Source organism: Curtobacterium sp. YR515 (genome assembly GCF_900113095.1).
GTDB lineage: Bacteria > Actinomycetota > Actinomycetes > Actinomycetales > Microbacteriaceae > Curtobacterium.
This window is the reverse complement of record NZ_FOOD01000002.1, coordinates 254324-270558: the sequence shown is the minus strand read 5'-3', so window position 1 is coordinate 270558 and position 16235 is coordinate 254324. Positions and strand designations below refer to the sequence as shown.

The 16235-nt window shown below is 70.9% G+C and carries 16 protein-coding genes; 14 read left to right on the top strand and 2 right to left on the bottom strand.

Annotation, left to right across the window (positions count from 1 at the left end):
* The first annotated feature begins 18 nt into the window (after positions 1 to 18).
* The 10 genes from truA (at position 19) to glmM (ending at position 9512) form a co-directional block, all read left to right on the top strand.
* The gene (truA, locus tag BM028_RS05995) at positions 19 to 906 is read left to right on the top strand and encodes a tRNA pseudouridine(38-40) synthase TruA (RefSeq protein WP_254789422.1); all 888 of its coding nucleotides are present in this window, start codon (positions 19 to 21) and stop codon (positions 904 to 906) included.
* Between the two features lie 290 nt (positions 907 to 1196).
* Complete coding sequence (locus BM028_RS05990) at positions 1197 to 1457, top strand: hypothetical protein (protein WP_092385273.1); 261 nt, start codon at positions 1197 to 1199, stop codon at positions 1455 to 1457.
* A gap of 16 nt (positions 1458 to 1473) precedes the next feature.
* Positions 1474 to 2343: an ABC transporter ATP-binding protein gene (locus BM028_RS05985; RefSeq protein ID WP_092385271.1), complete on the top strand. Its 870-nt coding sequence runs from the start codon at positions 1474 to 1476 to the stop codon at positions 2341 to 2343.
* 59 nt (positions 2344 to 2402) lie between these two features.
* Positions 2403 to 3050, top strand: coding sequence for a hypothetical protein (locus BM028_RS05980; protein ID WP_092385269.1), 648 nt, complete (start codon positions 2403 to 2405; stop codon positions 3048 to 3050).
* Positions 3047 to 3310: a hypothetical protein gene (locus BM028_RS05975; protein ID WP_092385267.1), complete on the top strand. Its 264-nt coding sequence runs from the start codon at positions 3047 to 3049 to the stop codon at positions 3308 to 3310. Before BM028_RS05980 ends, BM028_RS05975 begins: the two co-directional genes overlap by 4 nt.
* Positions 3311 to 3349: 39 nt before the next feature.
* Complete coding sequence (locus BM028_RS05970; RefSeq protein ID WP_092385265.1) at positions 3350 to 4096, top strand: MBL fold metallo-hydrolase; 747 nt, start codon at positions 3350 to 3352, stop codon at positions 4094 to 4096.
* Positions 4097 to 4202: 106 nt separating this feature from the next.
* Positions 4203 to 6908: an ExeM/NucH family extracellular endonuclease gene (locus BM028_RS05965; RefSeq protein ID WP_092385263.1), complete on the top strand. Its 2706-nt coding sequence runs from the start codon at positions 4203 to 4205 to the stop codon at positions 6906 to 6908.
* Positions 6909 to 7145: 237 nt separating this feature from the next.
* Complete coding sequence (gene rplM / locus BM028_RS05960; RefSeq protein ID WP_022906970.1) at positions 7146 to 7592, top strand: 50S ribosomal protein L13; 447 nt, start codon at positions 7146 to 7148, stop codon at positions 7590 to 7592.
* Between the two features lie 38 nt (positions 7593 to 7630).
* Positions 7631 to 8116, top strand: a complete 486-nt coding sequence (rpsI, locus tag BM028_RS05955; RefSeq protein WP_022906971.1) for a 30S ribosomal protein S9 — start codon at positions 7631 to 7633, stop codon at positions 8114 to 8116.
* 22 nt (positions 8117 to 8138) lie between these two features.
* A complete protein-coding gene (glmM, locus tag BM028_RS05950; RefSeq protein ID WP_070417698.1) occupies positions 8139 to 9512 on the top strand; it encodes a phosphoglucosamine mutase in 1374 nt (457 codons plus the stop codon).
* Positions 9513 to 9815: 303 nt separating this feature from the next.
* On the opposite strand, the gene coaA is transcribed toward glmM, so the two are convergent.
* On the bottom strand, positions 9816 to 10760 hold the full coding sequence (coaA, locus tag BM028_RS05945; protein ID WP_092385261.1) for a type I pantothenate kinase: 945 nt from the start codon (positions 10758 to 10760) through the stop codon (positions 9816 to 9818).
* Positions 10761 to 10848: 88 nt separating this feature from the next.
* Positions 10849 to 13038 carry a hypothetical protein gene (locus BM028_RS05940; RefSeq protein ID WP_092385259.1) on the bottom strand — a complete coding sequence of 730 codons (2190 nt, stop codon included), beginning with the start codon at positions 13036 to 13038 and terminating at the stop codon, positions 10849 to 10851.
* Between the two features lie 86 nt (positions 13039 to 13124).
* Between BM028_RS05940 and tsaB the strand changes: the two genes are divergently transcribed.
* The 4 genes from tsaB to BM028_RS05920 all read left to right on the top strand — a co-directional run bounded on the left by tsaB (position 13125) and on the right by BM028_RS05920 (position 16202).
* Positions 13125 to 13751, top strand: a complete 627-nt coding sequence (tsaB, locus tag BM028_RS05935) for a tRNA (adenosine(37)-N6)-threonylcarbamoyltransferase complex dimerization subunit type 1 TsaB (RefSeq protein WP_092385257.1) — start codon at positions 13125 to 13127, stop codon at positions 13749 to 13751.
* Positions 13748 to 14314 (top strand): ribosomal protein S18-alanine N-acetyltransferase, encoded by a 567-nt coding sequence (rimI, locus tag BM028_RS05930; RefSeq protein WP_254789420.1) that lies wholly within the window; start codon positions 13748 to 13750, stop codon positions 14312 to 14314. The genes tsaB and rimI overlap by 4 nt, the downstream gene beginning before the upstream one ends.
* A complete protein-coding gene (gene tsaD / locus BM028_RS05925; RefSeq protein ID WP_092385255.1) occupies positions 14307 to 15356 on the top strand; it encodes a tRNA (adenosine(37)-N6)-threonylcarbamoyltransferase complex transferase subunit TsaD in 1050 nt (349 codons plus the stop codon). The genes rimI and tsaD overlap by 8 nt, the downstream gene beginning before the upstream one ends.
* Before the next feature lie 123 nt (positions 15357 to 15479).
* Positions 15480 to 16202, top strand: coding sequence for a DUF4190 domain-containing protein (locus BM028_RS05920; RefSeq protein ID WP_071294739.1), 723 nt, complete (start codon positions 15480 to 15482; stop codon positions 16200 to 16202).
* Positions 16203 to 16235: the final 33 nt, after the last annotated feature.

Below are 16235 nucleotides of genomic sequence, written 5' to 3'. Positions count from 1 at the left end.
CCCCGGTACGGTGGCCTGGTGGACGAGACGGCGGGCCCGCAGGGCGGCGGTGACGGTGGCGGCGTGCGGCTGCGGTTGGACATCGCGTACGACGGTGCCGCGTTCTCCGGGTGGGCCCGGCAGCCGGGTCTCCGGACCGTGCAGGGCGCGCTCGAGGCCGCGCTCGCCACCGTCTTCACCCGGTGGGGCGAGCCGCCGCTGCTCACCGTCGCCGGGCGCACCGACGCGGGCGTGCACGCCACCGGGCAGGTCGCCCACCTCGACCTCACGTCGGCGCAGTGGGACGCGCTGGCCGCCAAGCGGGGGTCGGGGCGCTCGCCGCTGGACGGGCTCGTCAAGCGCGTGAACGGCATCGCGGCGCCGGAGGGGGACGTCGTCGTCACCCGGGCCTCGGTCGCGCCGGAGGGGTTCGACGCCCGGTTCTCGCCGCTGTGGCGCCGCTACTCGTACCGGATCGCGGACGCCGACGCCCCGCGCGATCCACGTCGACGGGGGCACACGGTCTGGCACCCGACGCGGTTGGACCCGGCGGCGATGGAGCGCGGTGCGCTGCGGCTGCTGGGGCTGCACGACTTCGCGACGTTCTGCAAGCCGCGCGAGGGGGCGACGACCATCCGGACGTTGCAGGAGTTCCGCTGGGACCGCGAGCCGGACGGCGTGCTGGTGGCGCGCCTCCAGGCCGACGCCTTCTGCCACTCGATGGTGCGCGCGATGGTGGGGGCGACGATCGCCGTCGGAGAGGGCCGGTTCGGCGCCGACCGGCTCGAGGAGCTGCGGGTCGCCGAGGCCCGGACGAGCGAGTTCACGGTCGCGCCGGCGAAGGGCCTCACCCTGACCGAGGTCGGGTACCCGGCGGACGACGACCTCGCGGCGCGGGCGTCGCAGACCCGCGCGCGACGCGAGTGAGCGGATCCATGCTCGCTCGCCGAATTGATATCGCACACTGAAATTTGAACGTTGACATCCTGACTGCCAGAGTGGCACCGCGCGGCAACGATGCCCGCGCCGCACCACACAAGGGGATGGCAGTGAATCGGATCGGTACAGCAAGGGTGATCGGGGCGATCGTCGTCGGCACGCTGATGGGAACCGCCGGAGCGACAGCTGCGTCGGCAGCGCCCGTGACGGCGTCCAGTTCGAGTGTCAGTTCGGCAAGCTTCGTCAGCGCGACCGGGGGCACCACGACAGGTGGACCCGTGGGTGGCCCGACGACCGGCGCGCCCATCGGCACGGATGGGGCCTCCACCAACGGGGTCCCGATCGGTCCGATCATCAACTGGGTCAAGCGGAACGCACCGTCGTTGATCACCCCGATGAAGAACGCCGTGAAGAAGGGCTCGGCCGCGTTCAAGAGGTGGTGGGCGGGGGTCGCCGGTTGGATCAAGGCCGCGATCAACGCGATCGCGACGATGACGATCCAGCAGCTCTTCGACGCTCTCTGGAACTACTTCTTCTGAGCTGCAGGAAGGCATCATGACGATCGATCTGTGCAACGTGGGGGTGCGCGGTCGCGGACGGCCGCGGCTCGACGACATCACGATCCAGTTCGCTCCTGCCATGACGTACGGCCTCGTCGGTCCGAACGGTGCGGGGAAGACGTCGCTGATGGCCGCGATCGCGGGGCTCGTGAGACCGTCGACGGGGACCATCAGCGTTGCCGGAGGGCAGTCGGTCGTCATCGGCGCCGTCCTTGCCGAGAACGGGCTCCATCCTGGCCGCACCGTCCGGGAGACACTGTGTCTGCGGGCCGCCTACGTGGGAGCGCCGCGGAGCGACGTCGCAGCAGCGCTGCAGTCCTCCGGGCTCGAACGGGTGGCGCGAAGGCGCGTCGGGGCGTTGTCCCTCGGGATGAAGATGCGCCTCGGGATCGCGGTTGCGCTCCTCGGGGATCCAGTCGTCGTGCTGCTCGACGAGCCGATGAACGGCCTCGATCCGAACGGGATCGTCTGGGTGCGTGAGACCGTGCGCCGCCTGCGCGCGCGCGGCGCTGTCGTGGTGATCTCGAGCCATCTGCTGACCGAACTCGAGTCCATGATCGACGTCGCCGTCGTCATGAGCAGTGGTCGCATCGCTTGCGTGCAGTCGATGAACCTCCAGGCGTCCAGCGGATGCATCATCGAAGTGTCCGACACGACGAGGATGATCGACGCGCTGACCGCGACCGGAGAGACGGCGGAACGCCGCGGCGACCGGATCCTTGCTGGCTGCGCGGTCGCCGAGGGAGTGCGAGTGGCGGTCCGTCACGACATCGACGTCCGCTCGATCGTCCCGGCCTCTGTGGATCTCGAGATGATCTACGCAGAAGCCTCAGCGGGAGAGCACATCGCGGAGGTCGGTCGATGATCAGCGCTTCCCAGCACGTCCGCCTCGAACTGCGCAAACGCTTGGACACTCGAGGAGCCATGATCGGCTACGGCGCCATCGTGCTCCTCGTCGTCCTGTGCGCGATCTCGAGCGTCTCGCTCGTGCTCCGGAACGGCTCGTTCGATGCCGGAGAGGTCATCATCACGGTGAGCTTGCCAGGGGCCCTCGTCTCGGCCGTCATCGGGGCAGTGTGCGGTGTCGGAGACGGACGCGCCGGAGGAGAGCGCGACGGGATCCTCACCGGGCTCCCTCGCGGCACGATCTACGGAGCGCGAGCCGCGGCCTGCGCCTGCCTGGTGGCCGGCGTCGTGCTCCTGTCGCTCGTCGTAGCCGCGGTCGGCGTGGTCGCAGCGGTGTCCCTCGGGGGCCACCTGAACTCGGCCTCGATCGGAGCGCCGATCGGGCAGGTGGCAGCGCTGACACTGTCGTCCGCGGCCATGGCGTTCGGGATCGGGGCCTCCGTGCGCTCGCTCCCCCTGGCGCTGGTGAGCGTCGTGCTCATCGTGCTCGTGGCGGACGTGGCATTGTCATTCGCCGGCGCGTGGACCGCATGGATTCGTTTCAGCGCGGTGCAGGGCGGCGTTCTCGGCGAGTCACGCGTACTGCCGGCGGTCACCTCCGGTCTCGTCTGGATCGCAGTCCCGTGCGTCGGCGGATACCTCAGAACACGCACGGTGGAAGCATGACCCAGGAGCGCCCGGCGAAGGCCGCCGGTCGTCGACGAACCGCGATCATCGTGCTGGTGATCCTCGCGACGATCGGAGCTCTGGTCGCCGGTGTCTCGCACCAGGACCCGTGGATCCGCTGGCCGGCCCTGCTGCTCGGGGTCGGTGCGGCAGGGGGATCACTGGCGTTGGCCGCCAAGCGGAACTCGCTGATCGGGTGGTACGCGGCGACCGGCGGCGTGCTCCTCTTCCGACTCGTCAAGGAACTCGTCGCAGGCTGATCGACCAGGAGCACGCCCGCTCGGCGGTACCGTCGGGGGATGACCTCCCGCGAACCCCGCTCCGTCGTGTCCGTCGCACCCGGGGTGGTGTTCGTCGAGGGGCCCGTCTCGAACTGGGTGGTCCTCGCCGAGGAGGACGGTGTCGCACTGATCGACGCCGGCTACCCGGCCGACACCGACCTCGTGCTCGACACCGTGCGGTACGCCGGCCACGAGCTCGACGACCTGCGCCGGGTGTACGTCACGCACGGGCACGTCGACCACGTCGGCGGCATCCCCGGCATCCTCGAGCGGTACCCGCACGTCGAGGTGCTCGCCCACGCCGACGAGCTCGACAACGTGCGCGGGCCCGCGCGGCAGCAGGTGACGCCGGCCGAGATCGGTGGACGACTGGCCGCGCCCCGGGTCCTCCGGTGGCTCGCCCGCGCAGTGCGCTCCGACGCGCTGCGACCCACCGCGGTGCCGACCGCCCGCGCGTTCACCGGTGCGGACTTCGTCGGCCGGGCGATCGCACCGCTGCCGGCCACCGGGCACACCGACGGGTCCACGGCCTACCTGCTGCCCGCCGCGAACGCGATCGTCACCGGGGACGCCGTCGTCAGCCGGCACGACACGCAGCCGTCGTCGTGGGAGCCGCGGCCGCGCATGATCACATCGTTCTTCACGGCCGACCAGGAACGAGCGCTCGAGTCCGCGCGGGCGCTGCCGATCCCGGACGTCCTGCTCCCCGGACACGGGCCGGCCGTGCACCGCGTCGGGTCCGCCTGGCGGCCGATCGGGTCCTGATCCCCGGGCATCCCGCACCGCCGTCGGCTGCACCCCGATCAGGGGTGGAACGGATCGTTCACCCGCCGGAAACCTGAGGGGCCCCGCAGATCGGTAGCGTGCGACCATGCACAGATCCGTCGGGCGCACTCTGCTGTGCGCCACCGCTGCAGCCGCGCTCGTCGCCGCTCCGCTCGTCTCCGTCTCCTCGGCCAGCGCGAACGCCCAGGGCACCGGGCTCGTCATCGCCGAGGCCTACCTCAAGGGCGGCAGCGCGAACCAGCCCTTCACGAACAAGTTCGTCGAACTCGGCAACCCCACCGACAGCCCCGTCAGCGTCGACGGCTGGTCGGTGCAGTACCGCGCGGCGACCGGTACCGGAGCGCCCTCGGTCGGCAAGCTCGCCGGCTCCGTGCCGGCGCACGGCACCTACCTCGTGCAGATGGGCTCGAACGGCACGAACGGCGAGGCCCTGCCCGAGCCGGACGCCGTCACCGGGCTGAACCCCTCCGGGTCGACCGGCACCCTCGTCCTCGCCGACCAGGCGACGGCGCTGACGCTCCCCGCCGGCGCCGTGACGACGGGCACCCCCGGCGTCGTCGACCTGCTCGGCTACGGCACGTCGAACACCTTCGAGACCGCGGTCGCACCGACCGGCACGGCGAACGCCGTCCCGGACGCGCTCACCCGTCAGGGCACGACCGACACCGACTCGAACGCCGCCGACTTCCGGGTGACGACGACCGTCACGCCGGAGAACGCCGCGGGCGAGACCACGCAGCCGACGGACCCGACCGACCCCACGGACCCCACCGACCCCGGTGACGGCGGCACGACCCCGGCCGAACGGGTCACGATCGCGCAGCTCCAGGGCACCGGCGACGCCTCGCCGTACGCCGGGAAGACCGTCACGACCGACGGCGTCGTCACCGCGGTGTACGCCACCGGCGGCTTCAACGGCTACACGGTCCAGACCGCCGGCACCGGCGGCGCGCTCGACCTCGGGAAGCACACCGCCTCCGACGCCGTCTTCGTCTACTCGTCGGCGACCGTCGGCAGCGTGGCGATCGGGGACGCGGTGCGCCTCACCGGCACGGTGTCCGAGTTCAACGGCCTGACCGAGCTGACCGTGCCCACCGCGTCCGGCCTGACGAAGCTCCCCGCCGCGGGGGTCGTCCAGCCGGTCCCGGCCACGCTGACCTTCCCGCGCACCGACGCACAGCGTGAGTCGCTCGAGAGCATGCTCGTGGCGCCGCAGGGCGACTACACCGTCGCGGACAACTACACGACGAACCAGTACGGCGAGGTCGTGCTGGCATCGGGGAAGCAGCGCCTGCTCCAGCCGACCGAGGTCGCCCGTCCGGGCAGTGCCGAGGCCGCCGCCGTGACCGCGGACAACGCGGCGCGCAAGGTCGTCCTCGACGACGGTGCGAGCACGAACTTCCTCAGCGCGGCGAACCAGTCGATCCCGGTGTCGTGGCTCACGCAGGGCCCGGTCACGGTCGGTGCCGCGGCGACCTTCCGCGAGCCGGTCGTCCTCGACTACCGGAACGACTCGTGGAAGTTCCAGCCGACGTCGCCGATCACCGGCGCCACCCCGGCTGCCGACCTGCCGGCGTCGTTCTCGGACGTCCGCACCGCAGCCCCGGAGAACGTCGGCGGTGACATCCGCCTCGCCGGGTTCAACGTCCTGAACTACTTCCCGACGACCGGCGACCAGCTCACCGGCTGCACCTACTACACCGACCGCGACGGCGACCCCGTGACCGTCCGGGGCGGCTGCGACGCCCGCGGTGCCGCGAACGCCGACGACCTCGCCCGCCAGCAGGTGAAGATCGTCAAGGCGATCAACGGCCTCGGCGCCGACGTCGTCTCCCTCGAGGAGATCGAGAACTCGGCGCGCTTCGGCCAGGACCGTGACGCGGCCGTGGCGACCCTCGTGGCCGCGGTGAACGCCGCGACCGGCAAGGACACCTGGGCGTACGCGAAGTCCCCGTCGAAGCTCCCGTCGAGCGAGGACGTCATCCGCCTCGCGCTCATCTACAAGAAGGACCGCGTGCAGCCCGTCGGCTCGTCGACGATCCTCACCGACTCGACGGCGTTCACGAACGCCCGCCAGCCGCTCGCGCAGGCCTTCGCCCCGGTCGTCGCGAAGCCCGGCAAGGGCACGGGTGCGCAGAAGCCCTCGGCGAAGGACACCTTCCTGGTCATCGCGAACCACTTCAAGTCGAAGGGCTCCGGCGAGGGCGTCGACGCCGACCAGGGCGACGGGCAGGGTGCGTCGAACCACTCGCGCGTCGAGCAGGCGAAGGCGCTCGTGACGTTCTCGACCTCGATGCAGCGCCAGGCGCGGACCGACAAGGTGTTCATGCTCGGCGACTTCAACGCCTACAGCGAGGAGGACCCGGTCGTCGCCCTCGAGGACGCCGGCTACACGGACCTCGGCCCGACCGAGGACGCGTCCGAGTGGTCGTACGTCTTCAGCGGACTGAGCGGGTCGCTCGACCACGTGTTCGCGTCCCATGCTGCGCTGGAGACCGTCACCGGCGTGGACATCTGGAACATCAACTCGGTCGAGTCGGTGGGCCTCGAGTACAGCCGGTACGACTACAACGTCACGGACCTGTACCAGGACGACGTGTACCGGGCGAGCGACCACGACCCGGTCGTGGTGGGCATCGACCTGCCGGGCGTCGGCACCCCGGGAGGCGGGAACCCCGGCCACGGCGGCGACCCCGGACACGGCGGGAACCCGGGTCACGGCGGTCCGGTCGCGGACGCGCTGGCGGCGCTCGCCGCCCTGCTCGCGTGGTTGCGGAGCCTCTTCGGCTGACGTTCGCTGCACCGGAAGGGAGGCGCGGTGCCGGCCGGCACCGCGCCTCCCGTCCGTCCTGTCTCCGTTTGACCGCCGTCACGTGCGTCGGGTAGGCTCTCACCTTGGTCTGCGCGCTCTGTGCGCCGGACAGTCAGATGAGCCCTCCACCGGGCCGTTCACACGGGTTCTCCCTCGTGAACACCCACCGGAGCGGGATTCACGGACTCCTCACCTCGACACGAAAGCAGCACCACTGTGACTCGTACGTTCTCCCCGAAGCCGGCAGACGTCCAGCACGACTGGATCGTCATCGACGCGACCGACGTCGTCCTCGGCCGCCTCGCCACCCACGCCGCGGCGCTCCTGCGCGGCAAGCACAAGGCCACCTTCGCCCAGCACATGGACATGGGTGACTACGTCATCATCGTGAACGCCGACAAGGTCGCCCTGACCGGTTCGAAGCTCGCGAAGAAGGTCTACTACCGCCACTCGGGGTACCCGGGCGGCCTCACGGCGACCTCCTACCCGGAGATGCTCGAGAAGCACCCGACCCGCGCCGTCGAGAAGGCGATCCGCGGCATGCTCCCGAAGAACACCCTCGGTCGCGAGCAGCTCAAGAAGCTGAAGGTCTACGCCGGCGCGGAGCACCCGCACTCGGCGCAGCAGCCCAAGGCGTACACCTTCGACCAGGTCGCACAGTAGTTCCGGCCACGACGACTTCCAAGGACTAGGTAAAACTCATGGCTCAGATCGCTGACTCCCTCGACCAGACCCCGGAGAGCTTCACCACGGAGAGCGCACCCGCCGCTTCCGAGGCCGCTCCCCGTCAGATCCTCAACGTCTCGGGCGGTGCCGTCGGGCGCCGCAAGGAGGCCATCGCACGCGTCCGTCTCGTCCCGGGCTCCGGCTCGTTCGTCGTGAACGGCCGTTCGCTCGAGGACTACTTCCCGAACAAGCTGCACCAGCAGCTCATCAACGACCCGTTCAAGGTGCTCGAGCTGCTCGGCGCCTACGACGTCGTCGCCCGCATCACCGGTGGTGGCCCCTCGGGTCAGGCTGGTGCGCTCCGTCTCGCCATCGCCCGTTCGCTGAACGAGATCGACCGCGAGAACAACCGCGCCACCCTCAAGAAGGCCGGCTTCCTCACCCGTGACGCCCGCGTCATCGAGCGCAAGAAGGCCGGTCTCAAGAAGGCCCGCAAGGCTTCGCAGTTCTCGAAGCGCTAGTCGTCACCGGCTGAAGATCGCAATGCCGCGTCTGTTCGGTACCGACGGGGTTCGTGGTCTCGCCAACGGCGAGCTGACGGCCGCGCTCGCACTGGGTCTTGCCCAGGCGAGCGCGGCCGTCCTCACACACGGACACCACGCGGACGCCCGCCGGGCGTCCGGTCGACCGCGCCCTCGTGCGGTCCTCGCGCGCGACCCGCGCGTCTCCGGCGAGTTCCTCGGTGCCGCGGTCGCGGCCGGGCTCGCCTCCGCCGGCGTCGACGTACTCGACGCCGGGGTCATCCCCACCCCCGCTGCGGCGTTCCTCGTCGCGGACATCGACGCCGACTTCGGCGTGATGATCTCCGCGTCGCACAACCCCGCTCCCGACAACGGGATCAAGTTCTTCGCCACGGGCGGCCGGAAGCTCCCGGACGAGGTCGAGGACCGCATCGAAGCGGCCATGCACGACCACTCCGCACCGACCCCCACCGGTGGCGACGTCGGCCGGATCACCCGGTTCGCCGACGCCGAGGACCGCTACGTCGTCCACCTGCTCGGCACGCTGCCGCACCGGCTCGACGGCATCCACGTCGTGCTCGACTGCGCGAACGGCGCCGCCGCGGGTGTCTCGCCCGAGGTGTTCGTCAACGCCGGGGCCCGCGTGACCCTGATCGGTGCCGACCCGGACGGCATGAACATCAACGACGGTGTCGGTTCCACCCACATCGACAACCTCGCCCGCGCGGTGCTCTCGCACGGTGCGGACGTCGGCATCGCCCACGACGGTGACGCGGACCGCTGCCTCGCGGTCGACGCCGCCGGCAACGCGATCGACGGCGACCAGATCATGGCGATCCTCGCGCTGTCGCTGCAGGAGCGCGGGCGCCTGGCGTCCGACACCCTCGTCGCGACGGTCATGTCGAACCTCGGGCTGAAGCGGGCCATGGCGGACGCGGGCATCACGATGCTCGAGACCGGTGTCGGCGACCGCTACGTCCTCGAGAAGATGACCGAGGGCGGGTACTCGCTCGGTGGCGAGCAGTCCGGCCACATCATCTTCAACGAGTTCGCGACCACCGGCGACGGCATCCTCACCGGGTTGCACCTCGTCGCCGAGATGGCCCGGACGGGCAAGACGCTCGAGCAGCTCGCGTCGTGCATGACGGTGTTCCCGCAGGTGCTCGTGAACGTGCGCGGGGTGGACCGGCACGGCCTGGCCGACCAGGGCGTGCAGGACGCTGTCGCCGCTGCGACCGCCGCACTCGGCGACGCGGGGCGCGTGCTGCTCCGGCCGTCCGGTACCGAGCCCGTCGTGCGGGTCATGGTCGAGGCGGCCTCCCAGGCCGATGCCGAGCGGATCGCCGAGGAGCTCGCGGCCGTGGTGCGCGAGCGCCTGGCGCTCGACGCGGCCTAGGCGCGCGGCGCGCGCTGGCGCGCGCTCGGCGCGCTCGCACAACCAAAGTCCGTCGGAACCACGCAGATGCGTGGTTCCGACGGACTTTGCTTGTGCGGCGGCAGCTCGAGCCGCCCCGCGGCGGCGGCCGCGGCGTCGGCCGCACCGGCCGAGCCGCGTCGAACCACGGATGCGACATCGCACCAGCCCCCGCGCCCGGTTCCACGTCGGATTCGTGGTTCGTCGTTCCCGCCCGCCGCCGGCGGCGCCCCGCGGCGCCGCGGCGTCGGCCGCCCCGCCCCGCGCCCCGCGGCGCCCCGCGCGTCAGATCTTGCGGAGCAACACCGACGACACCTTGTGGTCCGCCGCCTTCTTCAACACGAGGGTCGCCCGGGAGCGCGTCGGCAGCACGTTCTCGATGAGGTTCGGCTCGTTGATCGCCCGCCACACCTCGGTCGCCGTCCGCACGGCATCCGACCGGGAGAGCGAGGCGAACCGGTGGAAGAACGAGTCCGGGCTCGCGAAGGCCTCTTCCTGCAGCGCGAGGAACCGGTCGACGTACCAGGCCTCGATGTCCTTCGTCTTCGCGTCGACGTAGATCGTGAAGTCGAAGAGGTCGGACAGCGCCAGCCGCCCGTGCACCGGCGGCGCGAGCACGTTCAGGCCCTCGACGATGAGGATGTCCGGCTGTCGCACCACGATCTCGGCGTCGGGCACGATGTCGTACACGAGGTGCGAGTAGTACGGCGCTCGGACCTCGGTCGCGCCGCTCTTCACCTGGCTGACGAAGCGCAGCAGGGCCCGGCGGTCGTAGGACTCCGGGAAGCCCTTGCGGTCCATGATCCCGCGCCGCTCGAGCTCGGCGTTGGAGTAGAGGAACCCGTCGGTGGTCACGAGCTCCACGCGCGGGGTGTCCGGCCAGCGCTTCGTCAGCTCGCGGAGCAGTCGTGCGACGGTCGACTTGCCGACGGCGACCGACCCGGCGACACCGATCACGAACGGCGTCCGCCCGGCTCGGTCACCCAGGAAGGCCGACGTCGACGCGTGCAGGTTCCGTGCGCCCGCCGCGTAGAGCGTCAGCAGGCGGGACAGCGGCAGGTAGACCTCCTGCACCTCCTGCATGTCGAGGCGGTCACCGAGACCGCGCAGCTGCACGATCTCGGTCTCGGTGAGGGACAGGTGCTCCTTCGGAGCGAGCTGCGACCACTCGCCACGCGGGATCTCCACGAAGGGGGTCGGGTGCGCGACGGTGGTCTCCGGGATCGGCATGGGAACGAGCGTACAGACGGGAGGCGCGGATCACGTGAGCCGACCGGCTCGCGTGATCCGCGCCTCCCGATCCGTGCTGTCGGCGCGCCTACTGCGCGTTCAGGGTGAAGGTGACGTCCTTCGCTCCCGCGGACTTGAGGGTCCGCGTGAACGTGTCGCCGGTGATGGCGGCGCCGGTCGTGTAGGACCACTTCCCCGCCTCGTCGGCGGTCACGTTCATGAGGTACTTCGACCCGGAGTAGATGTCGACGCGGGCCTTCGGCTCCGCGGTGCCCTCGATCAGCTGCTTCTGACCCTGCACGAAGGTCGTGGTCGCGACCGTGATCGGCGTCGTCTGCTCCTGCTCGGCGGCGTTCAGGGTGAACGTGAGGTCCTTCGCGCCCGCGGACTTGAGCGTCCGCGTGAACGTGTCACCGGTGATCGCTGCGCCGGTCGTGTACGACCACGTGCCGTCCTCACCGGCAGTCACGTGCATCAGGTACTTCGACCCGGAGTAGACGTCGACGCGGGCCTTCGGCGCTGCCGTGCCCTCGATGCGCTGCTTCTGCCCCTGCACGAACGTCTTCGTGGTGACCGAGATCTGCTCGGCCGCGGTCAGCGTGAACGTGAGGTCCTTCGCGCCCGCGGACTTGAGCGTCCGCGTGAACGAGTCACCGGTGATCGCGCCACCGGTCGTGTACGACCACGTGCCGTCCTCGCCGGCTACGACGTTCATGAGGTACTTCGACCCGGAGTAGACGTCGACGCGGGCCTTCGGTGCCGCCGTGCCCTCGATGCGCTGCTTCTCACCCTGCACGAACGTCTTGGTCGCCACCGTGACCTCATTCGCCGCAGCCTGGGCGGCCGTGAACGTCTCGGTCAGCTCGTCCTTGCCGGCGACGAACGTGAGGTCGAACGAGTCCTCGTCGACACCGTTGAACTTCTCCGGGGTGGTGAAGGACCACTCGCCGGCCTCGTCGACGACCGGTCCGCCGATGACCTTGCCCTCCGAGCGGACGAGGATGCTGTTCACGCGGCGGGTGGTCGTGCCGGTCACGGTGAACTGCTCGCCACGCTCGTACTCGGTGGCCGAGGTGATGGTGATCTTCGGCGTGATGAGCCCGTCGGCCGCGGTGAACGTCTGCTCGAGGGACTTGTCACGGGCGACGAAGCGGAAGTCGAACGAGTCTTCGTCGAGGATCGGCGCGCCCGCGGGGATGGTGAAGGACCAGTTGCCCGCAGCGTCCACCAGGGGGGAGAACGGGATGTCCGAGCCGGCCCGCACCTGGATCGCGGTGACCTGCTGCGTGGTTGTCCCGGCGATGGTGAACGCCTTGCCGCGCTCGTACTCGGTCGCCGAGGTGATCGTGATGTGCGGCGTGACGATGCCGTCGGACGCGGTGAACTTCTGGGTGAAGGGCTCCTGGAGATTGCTGCGGAACTCGAACTCGAGCTCGTCCGCACCGGTGACGCGGCCCGGAACGGTGACCTGCCAGTTCCCGTCCGCGTCGGCCTGCCCGGAGAAGGCCGGGTTCTTGCCGGCCCACAGCGTGACGTCTCGGTGGGCGCTGGCGCCCTTGCCGGTGATGACCAGGTCCTCGCCGCGCTCGTAGGTCGTGCCCGAGGTCAGGGCGAACGACGGGATGATCTGGCCGTCCTCCGCGGTGAACTTCTGCGTGAACGACTTGTCGTACCCAGCGCGGAACTCGTACGTCAGGCTGTCCGCCGTGGTGAGTCGACCGGGGACGGTGAACGCCCACTCGCCCTCGGCACCCGCGGCGACGGAGAGCGCGAGGTTGCCGTTCTCGAACATCGTGACGCTCTGGTGGGGGATCGCGCCCCGGCCGGCGATGACCAGGTCTTCCCCGCGCTCGTAGGTGGTCGCGGAGGTGAGCTTGAACCCTCCGAGGACCGGACCGTCGGCTGCCGTGAAGGTCTCGGTGATCGGGTTCTGGAGGCCGCTGCGGAACTGGTAGGTCAGACTGTCCACGGTGGTGAACCGACCGGGGACGGTGAACTCCCAGTCGCCTTCGTCGTCCGCGGCCACGGAGAGCTCGAGGTTGCCGTCGACCCACAGCGAGACGTCCTGGTGCGCCTTGGCACCCGTCCCGGTGATGGTCAGGTCCGTCCCTCGTTCGTAGTCGGTGGACGAGGTGATGCGGAACCCGTTGCCGAACGCCGCGGTCGAGGACGACGACGTGGAAGCCGGAGCGGCCATCGCCACGGTGGCGGGAGCGATCGCGATCGACGTGCCGAGGGTTGCGATGACGCAGGCGGTGAGGGTGGAGCGCTTCTTCATGAACATCCTTCGCAATTAACTGAAATGCAACATATGCTAGATCGCTCATGCTGAGACAGCACTGCTGTGAGTCATACGATGGGACCGTGCTGCTCGCGATCGACACCTCCGCCGGAACCTCGGTCGCCGTCGTCGACCCGGGCAGTGGTCAGGCCCTCGCGACCCGCAGCACCGAGGACAGCCGCCGCCACGCCGAGGTCATCGGCCCGTTCCTCGCCGAGGTCCTCGACGAGGCCGGCATCACCCCCGCCGACGTCTCGGGCGTCGTCGCCGGCATGGGGCCGGGGCCGTTCACCGGCCTCCGCGTCGGCATCGCCGCAGCCCGCACCTTCGCCGCGGCACGCGGCGTCCCCTTCTTCCCGCTGGTCAGCCACGACGCGGTCGCGGCCGACCAGGACGGACCCGGTCCGTTCGTCGTCCTGACGGACGCGCGTCGGCGCGAGGTCTACTGGAGCGCGTACGACCAGACCGGCACGCGCGTCGCGGGTCCCGGACTCGCCAAGCCGGCGGACCTCGACGAGGCGATCCGCGCCTCCTGGCCCGACGCCGTGGGCTGGGACCGCGTGACGGCCCTGTCCATCCCGGCCTGGAGGCTCGGCGCGCTCGCCGCAGACCGGCTCACCTCCGGCGCGCCCTTCGCCGAGGACGCGCCTCTCTACCTCCGCGATCCGGACGTCACGATGCCGGGTGCGCCCAAGCGGGTGAAGCAGTGACGCTGCCTGACGGGCTGCGCCTGCGGCGCGCCCACCCGCAGGACCTCGACGACGTGATGTGGCTGGAGCACGCGTCGTTCCCGACCGATGCCTGGTCGGCGTCGCAGATGTCCGGCGAGCTGTACTCGCCGCACGGGTACTACGTCGTCGTCGAGACGACCGAGGGCGGGGCGCCGACGATCGTCGGGTACGCCGGGCTCTCCTCGTTGGCGGGCAACCCCGTGGCGGACGTCCAGACGATCGCGGTCGCGGCAGAGCAGCGGGGGAAGGGCCTCGGTCGGGTGCTCTTCACCGAGCTCCTCGACGAGGCGCGGCGGCGTGGCGTGCACGAGGTCTTCCTCGAGGTGCGGGCCGACAACCCCGTGGCCCAGGCGATGTACACGGCGTTCGGGTTCGAGCGGATCGCCGTCCGCCCCCGCTACTACCAGCCCGACGGTGTGGACGCGTGGGTGATGCGGGCGGCGCTCGCGACGGCTCCCGGCATCGGGCCGTCCGGCGTCGGTCCGTCCGGCGTCGGCCCGTCCGGCGTCGGCCCCATCGGACAGGAGGCCCTCGATGGCTGAACCACTCGTGCTCGGCATCGAGACGAGCTGCGACGAGACCGGCGTCGGGATCGTGCGCGGCAACACCCTGCTCGCGAACGTCATCGCGTCGAGCATGGAGGAGCACGCGCGGTACGGCGGGGTCGTCCCCGAGGTCGCCGCACGGGCCCACCTCGAGGCGATGACCCCGACGCTGACCGCTGCGCTCGAGCAGGCCGGCGTCACCCTCGACGAGCTCGACGCCGTCGCGGTGACCGCGGGGCCGGGCCTCGCCGGGGCGCTCATGGTCGGGGTCGGCGCCGCGAAGGCCCTCGCAGTGGCGACGGGTAAGCCGTTGTACGGCGTGAACCACCTGGTCGGGCACGTCGGCGCCGATGTCCTCCGGTCGGACGGGTCCGAGATCGACCTGCCGACGGTGGCGCTCCTGGTGTCCGGCGGGCACACGTCGCTGCTGCTCGTGCAGGACCTCGTCGGCGACGTGGAACTGCTCGGCGAGACGATCGACGACGCCGCGGGCGAGGCGTTCGACAAGGTCGCGCGGCTCCTGGGGCTGCCGTACCCGGGCGGCCCGCAGATCGACAAGGCCGCGGCGGACGGCGACCCCACCGCGATCCGTTTCCCCCGCGGCTTGACACTGCCGAAGGACATGGCCGCGCACCGCTACGACTTCTCGTTCTCCGGACTGAAGACCGCCGTCGCCCGGTGGGTCGAGCGCTGCCGTGACGAGGGGCGCGAGGTCCCCGTGGCCGACGTCGCCGCCAGCTTCCGCGAGGCCGTGGTCGACGTACTCCTGACGAAGGCGCTGCGTGCGTGCGAGGACACCGGGGTGCACCGGCTCCTGCTCGGCGGCGGCGTCGTGGCGAACGCCCGGCTGCGGGCCGTCGCCGAGGAGCGCTGTGCTGCGGCCGGTGTCGAGCTCCGGATCCCGCCGTTCGACCTCTGCACGGACAACGGGGCGATGATCGCGGCGATCGGCGCCCGGCTCGTCGCCGAGGGGCACGCGCCGAGCGACCTCGGGATCGCGGCGGACTCGACGCTGCCGGTGACGACCGTCCAGGTCTGACGCTCGCGGGCCGACGCCGTTCCGCGTCCGGTCTGCGCCGTGCTCGCGTCCGGCCCGCAGGGGAGTGTCTGTGGGAGGATTCACGTGAGGCGCCGACGACCGTGGCGCCGAGAGGGGTGGACGGTGTCCGATCAGAACCAGTGGCCGAAGCCGGGCGAGACGCCGGACAGCAACGCATCGTCGGTGCCGTCGAGTGCGGCCCAGCCCGAGTCCGGGCAGCCGCAGCAGTACGGCGCGTCCGCTCCCGAGGCACCGGCGGCAGCGCCGAACGACCCGTGGGGGCAGTCCGGACAGCAGGCGCACCCGGGTTACGGCGCCCCGCAGGGTTCGAACCCCTACGCCGCACCGCAGAACCCGTACGCGGCGCCGCAGCAGCCGCAGAACCCGTACGCCGCGCAGCAGCCGCAGAACCCCTACGGCGCGCAGCAGCAGCAGAACCCCTACGCCGCGCCGCAGAACCCGTACGCGGCCCCCGGCCAGCAGAACCCGTACGCCGCTCCGGGCCAGCAGAACCCCTACGCGGCCGCGGGCTACCAGCCCTACGCGCAGCGTCCGAAGACCAACACGCTGGCGATCCTGTCCATCGTGTTCGGCCTCGGCGCGATCCCGCTGTTCTTCATGGCGATCTTGCTCGGTCCCGCCGGCGCGATCCTCGGCCACCTCGCACTCGGCCGCATCAAGCAGACCGGTGAGAGCGGGCGCGCCCTGGCGCTCACCGGTGTCATCGCCGGCTGGGTGATGACCGGTGTCTGGATCCTCTGGATCATCGGGCTGTTCGCGTTCGCCTCGATGGGGAGCTCGTACTCGAACTACGACGACTACGGGTCCGGCGCCTTCATCGGCTGACCGGAACCCCGGCGACCCGCTCGCACAACGAAA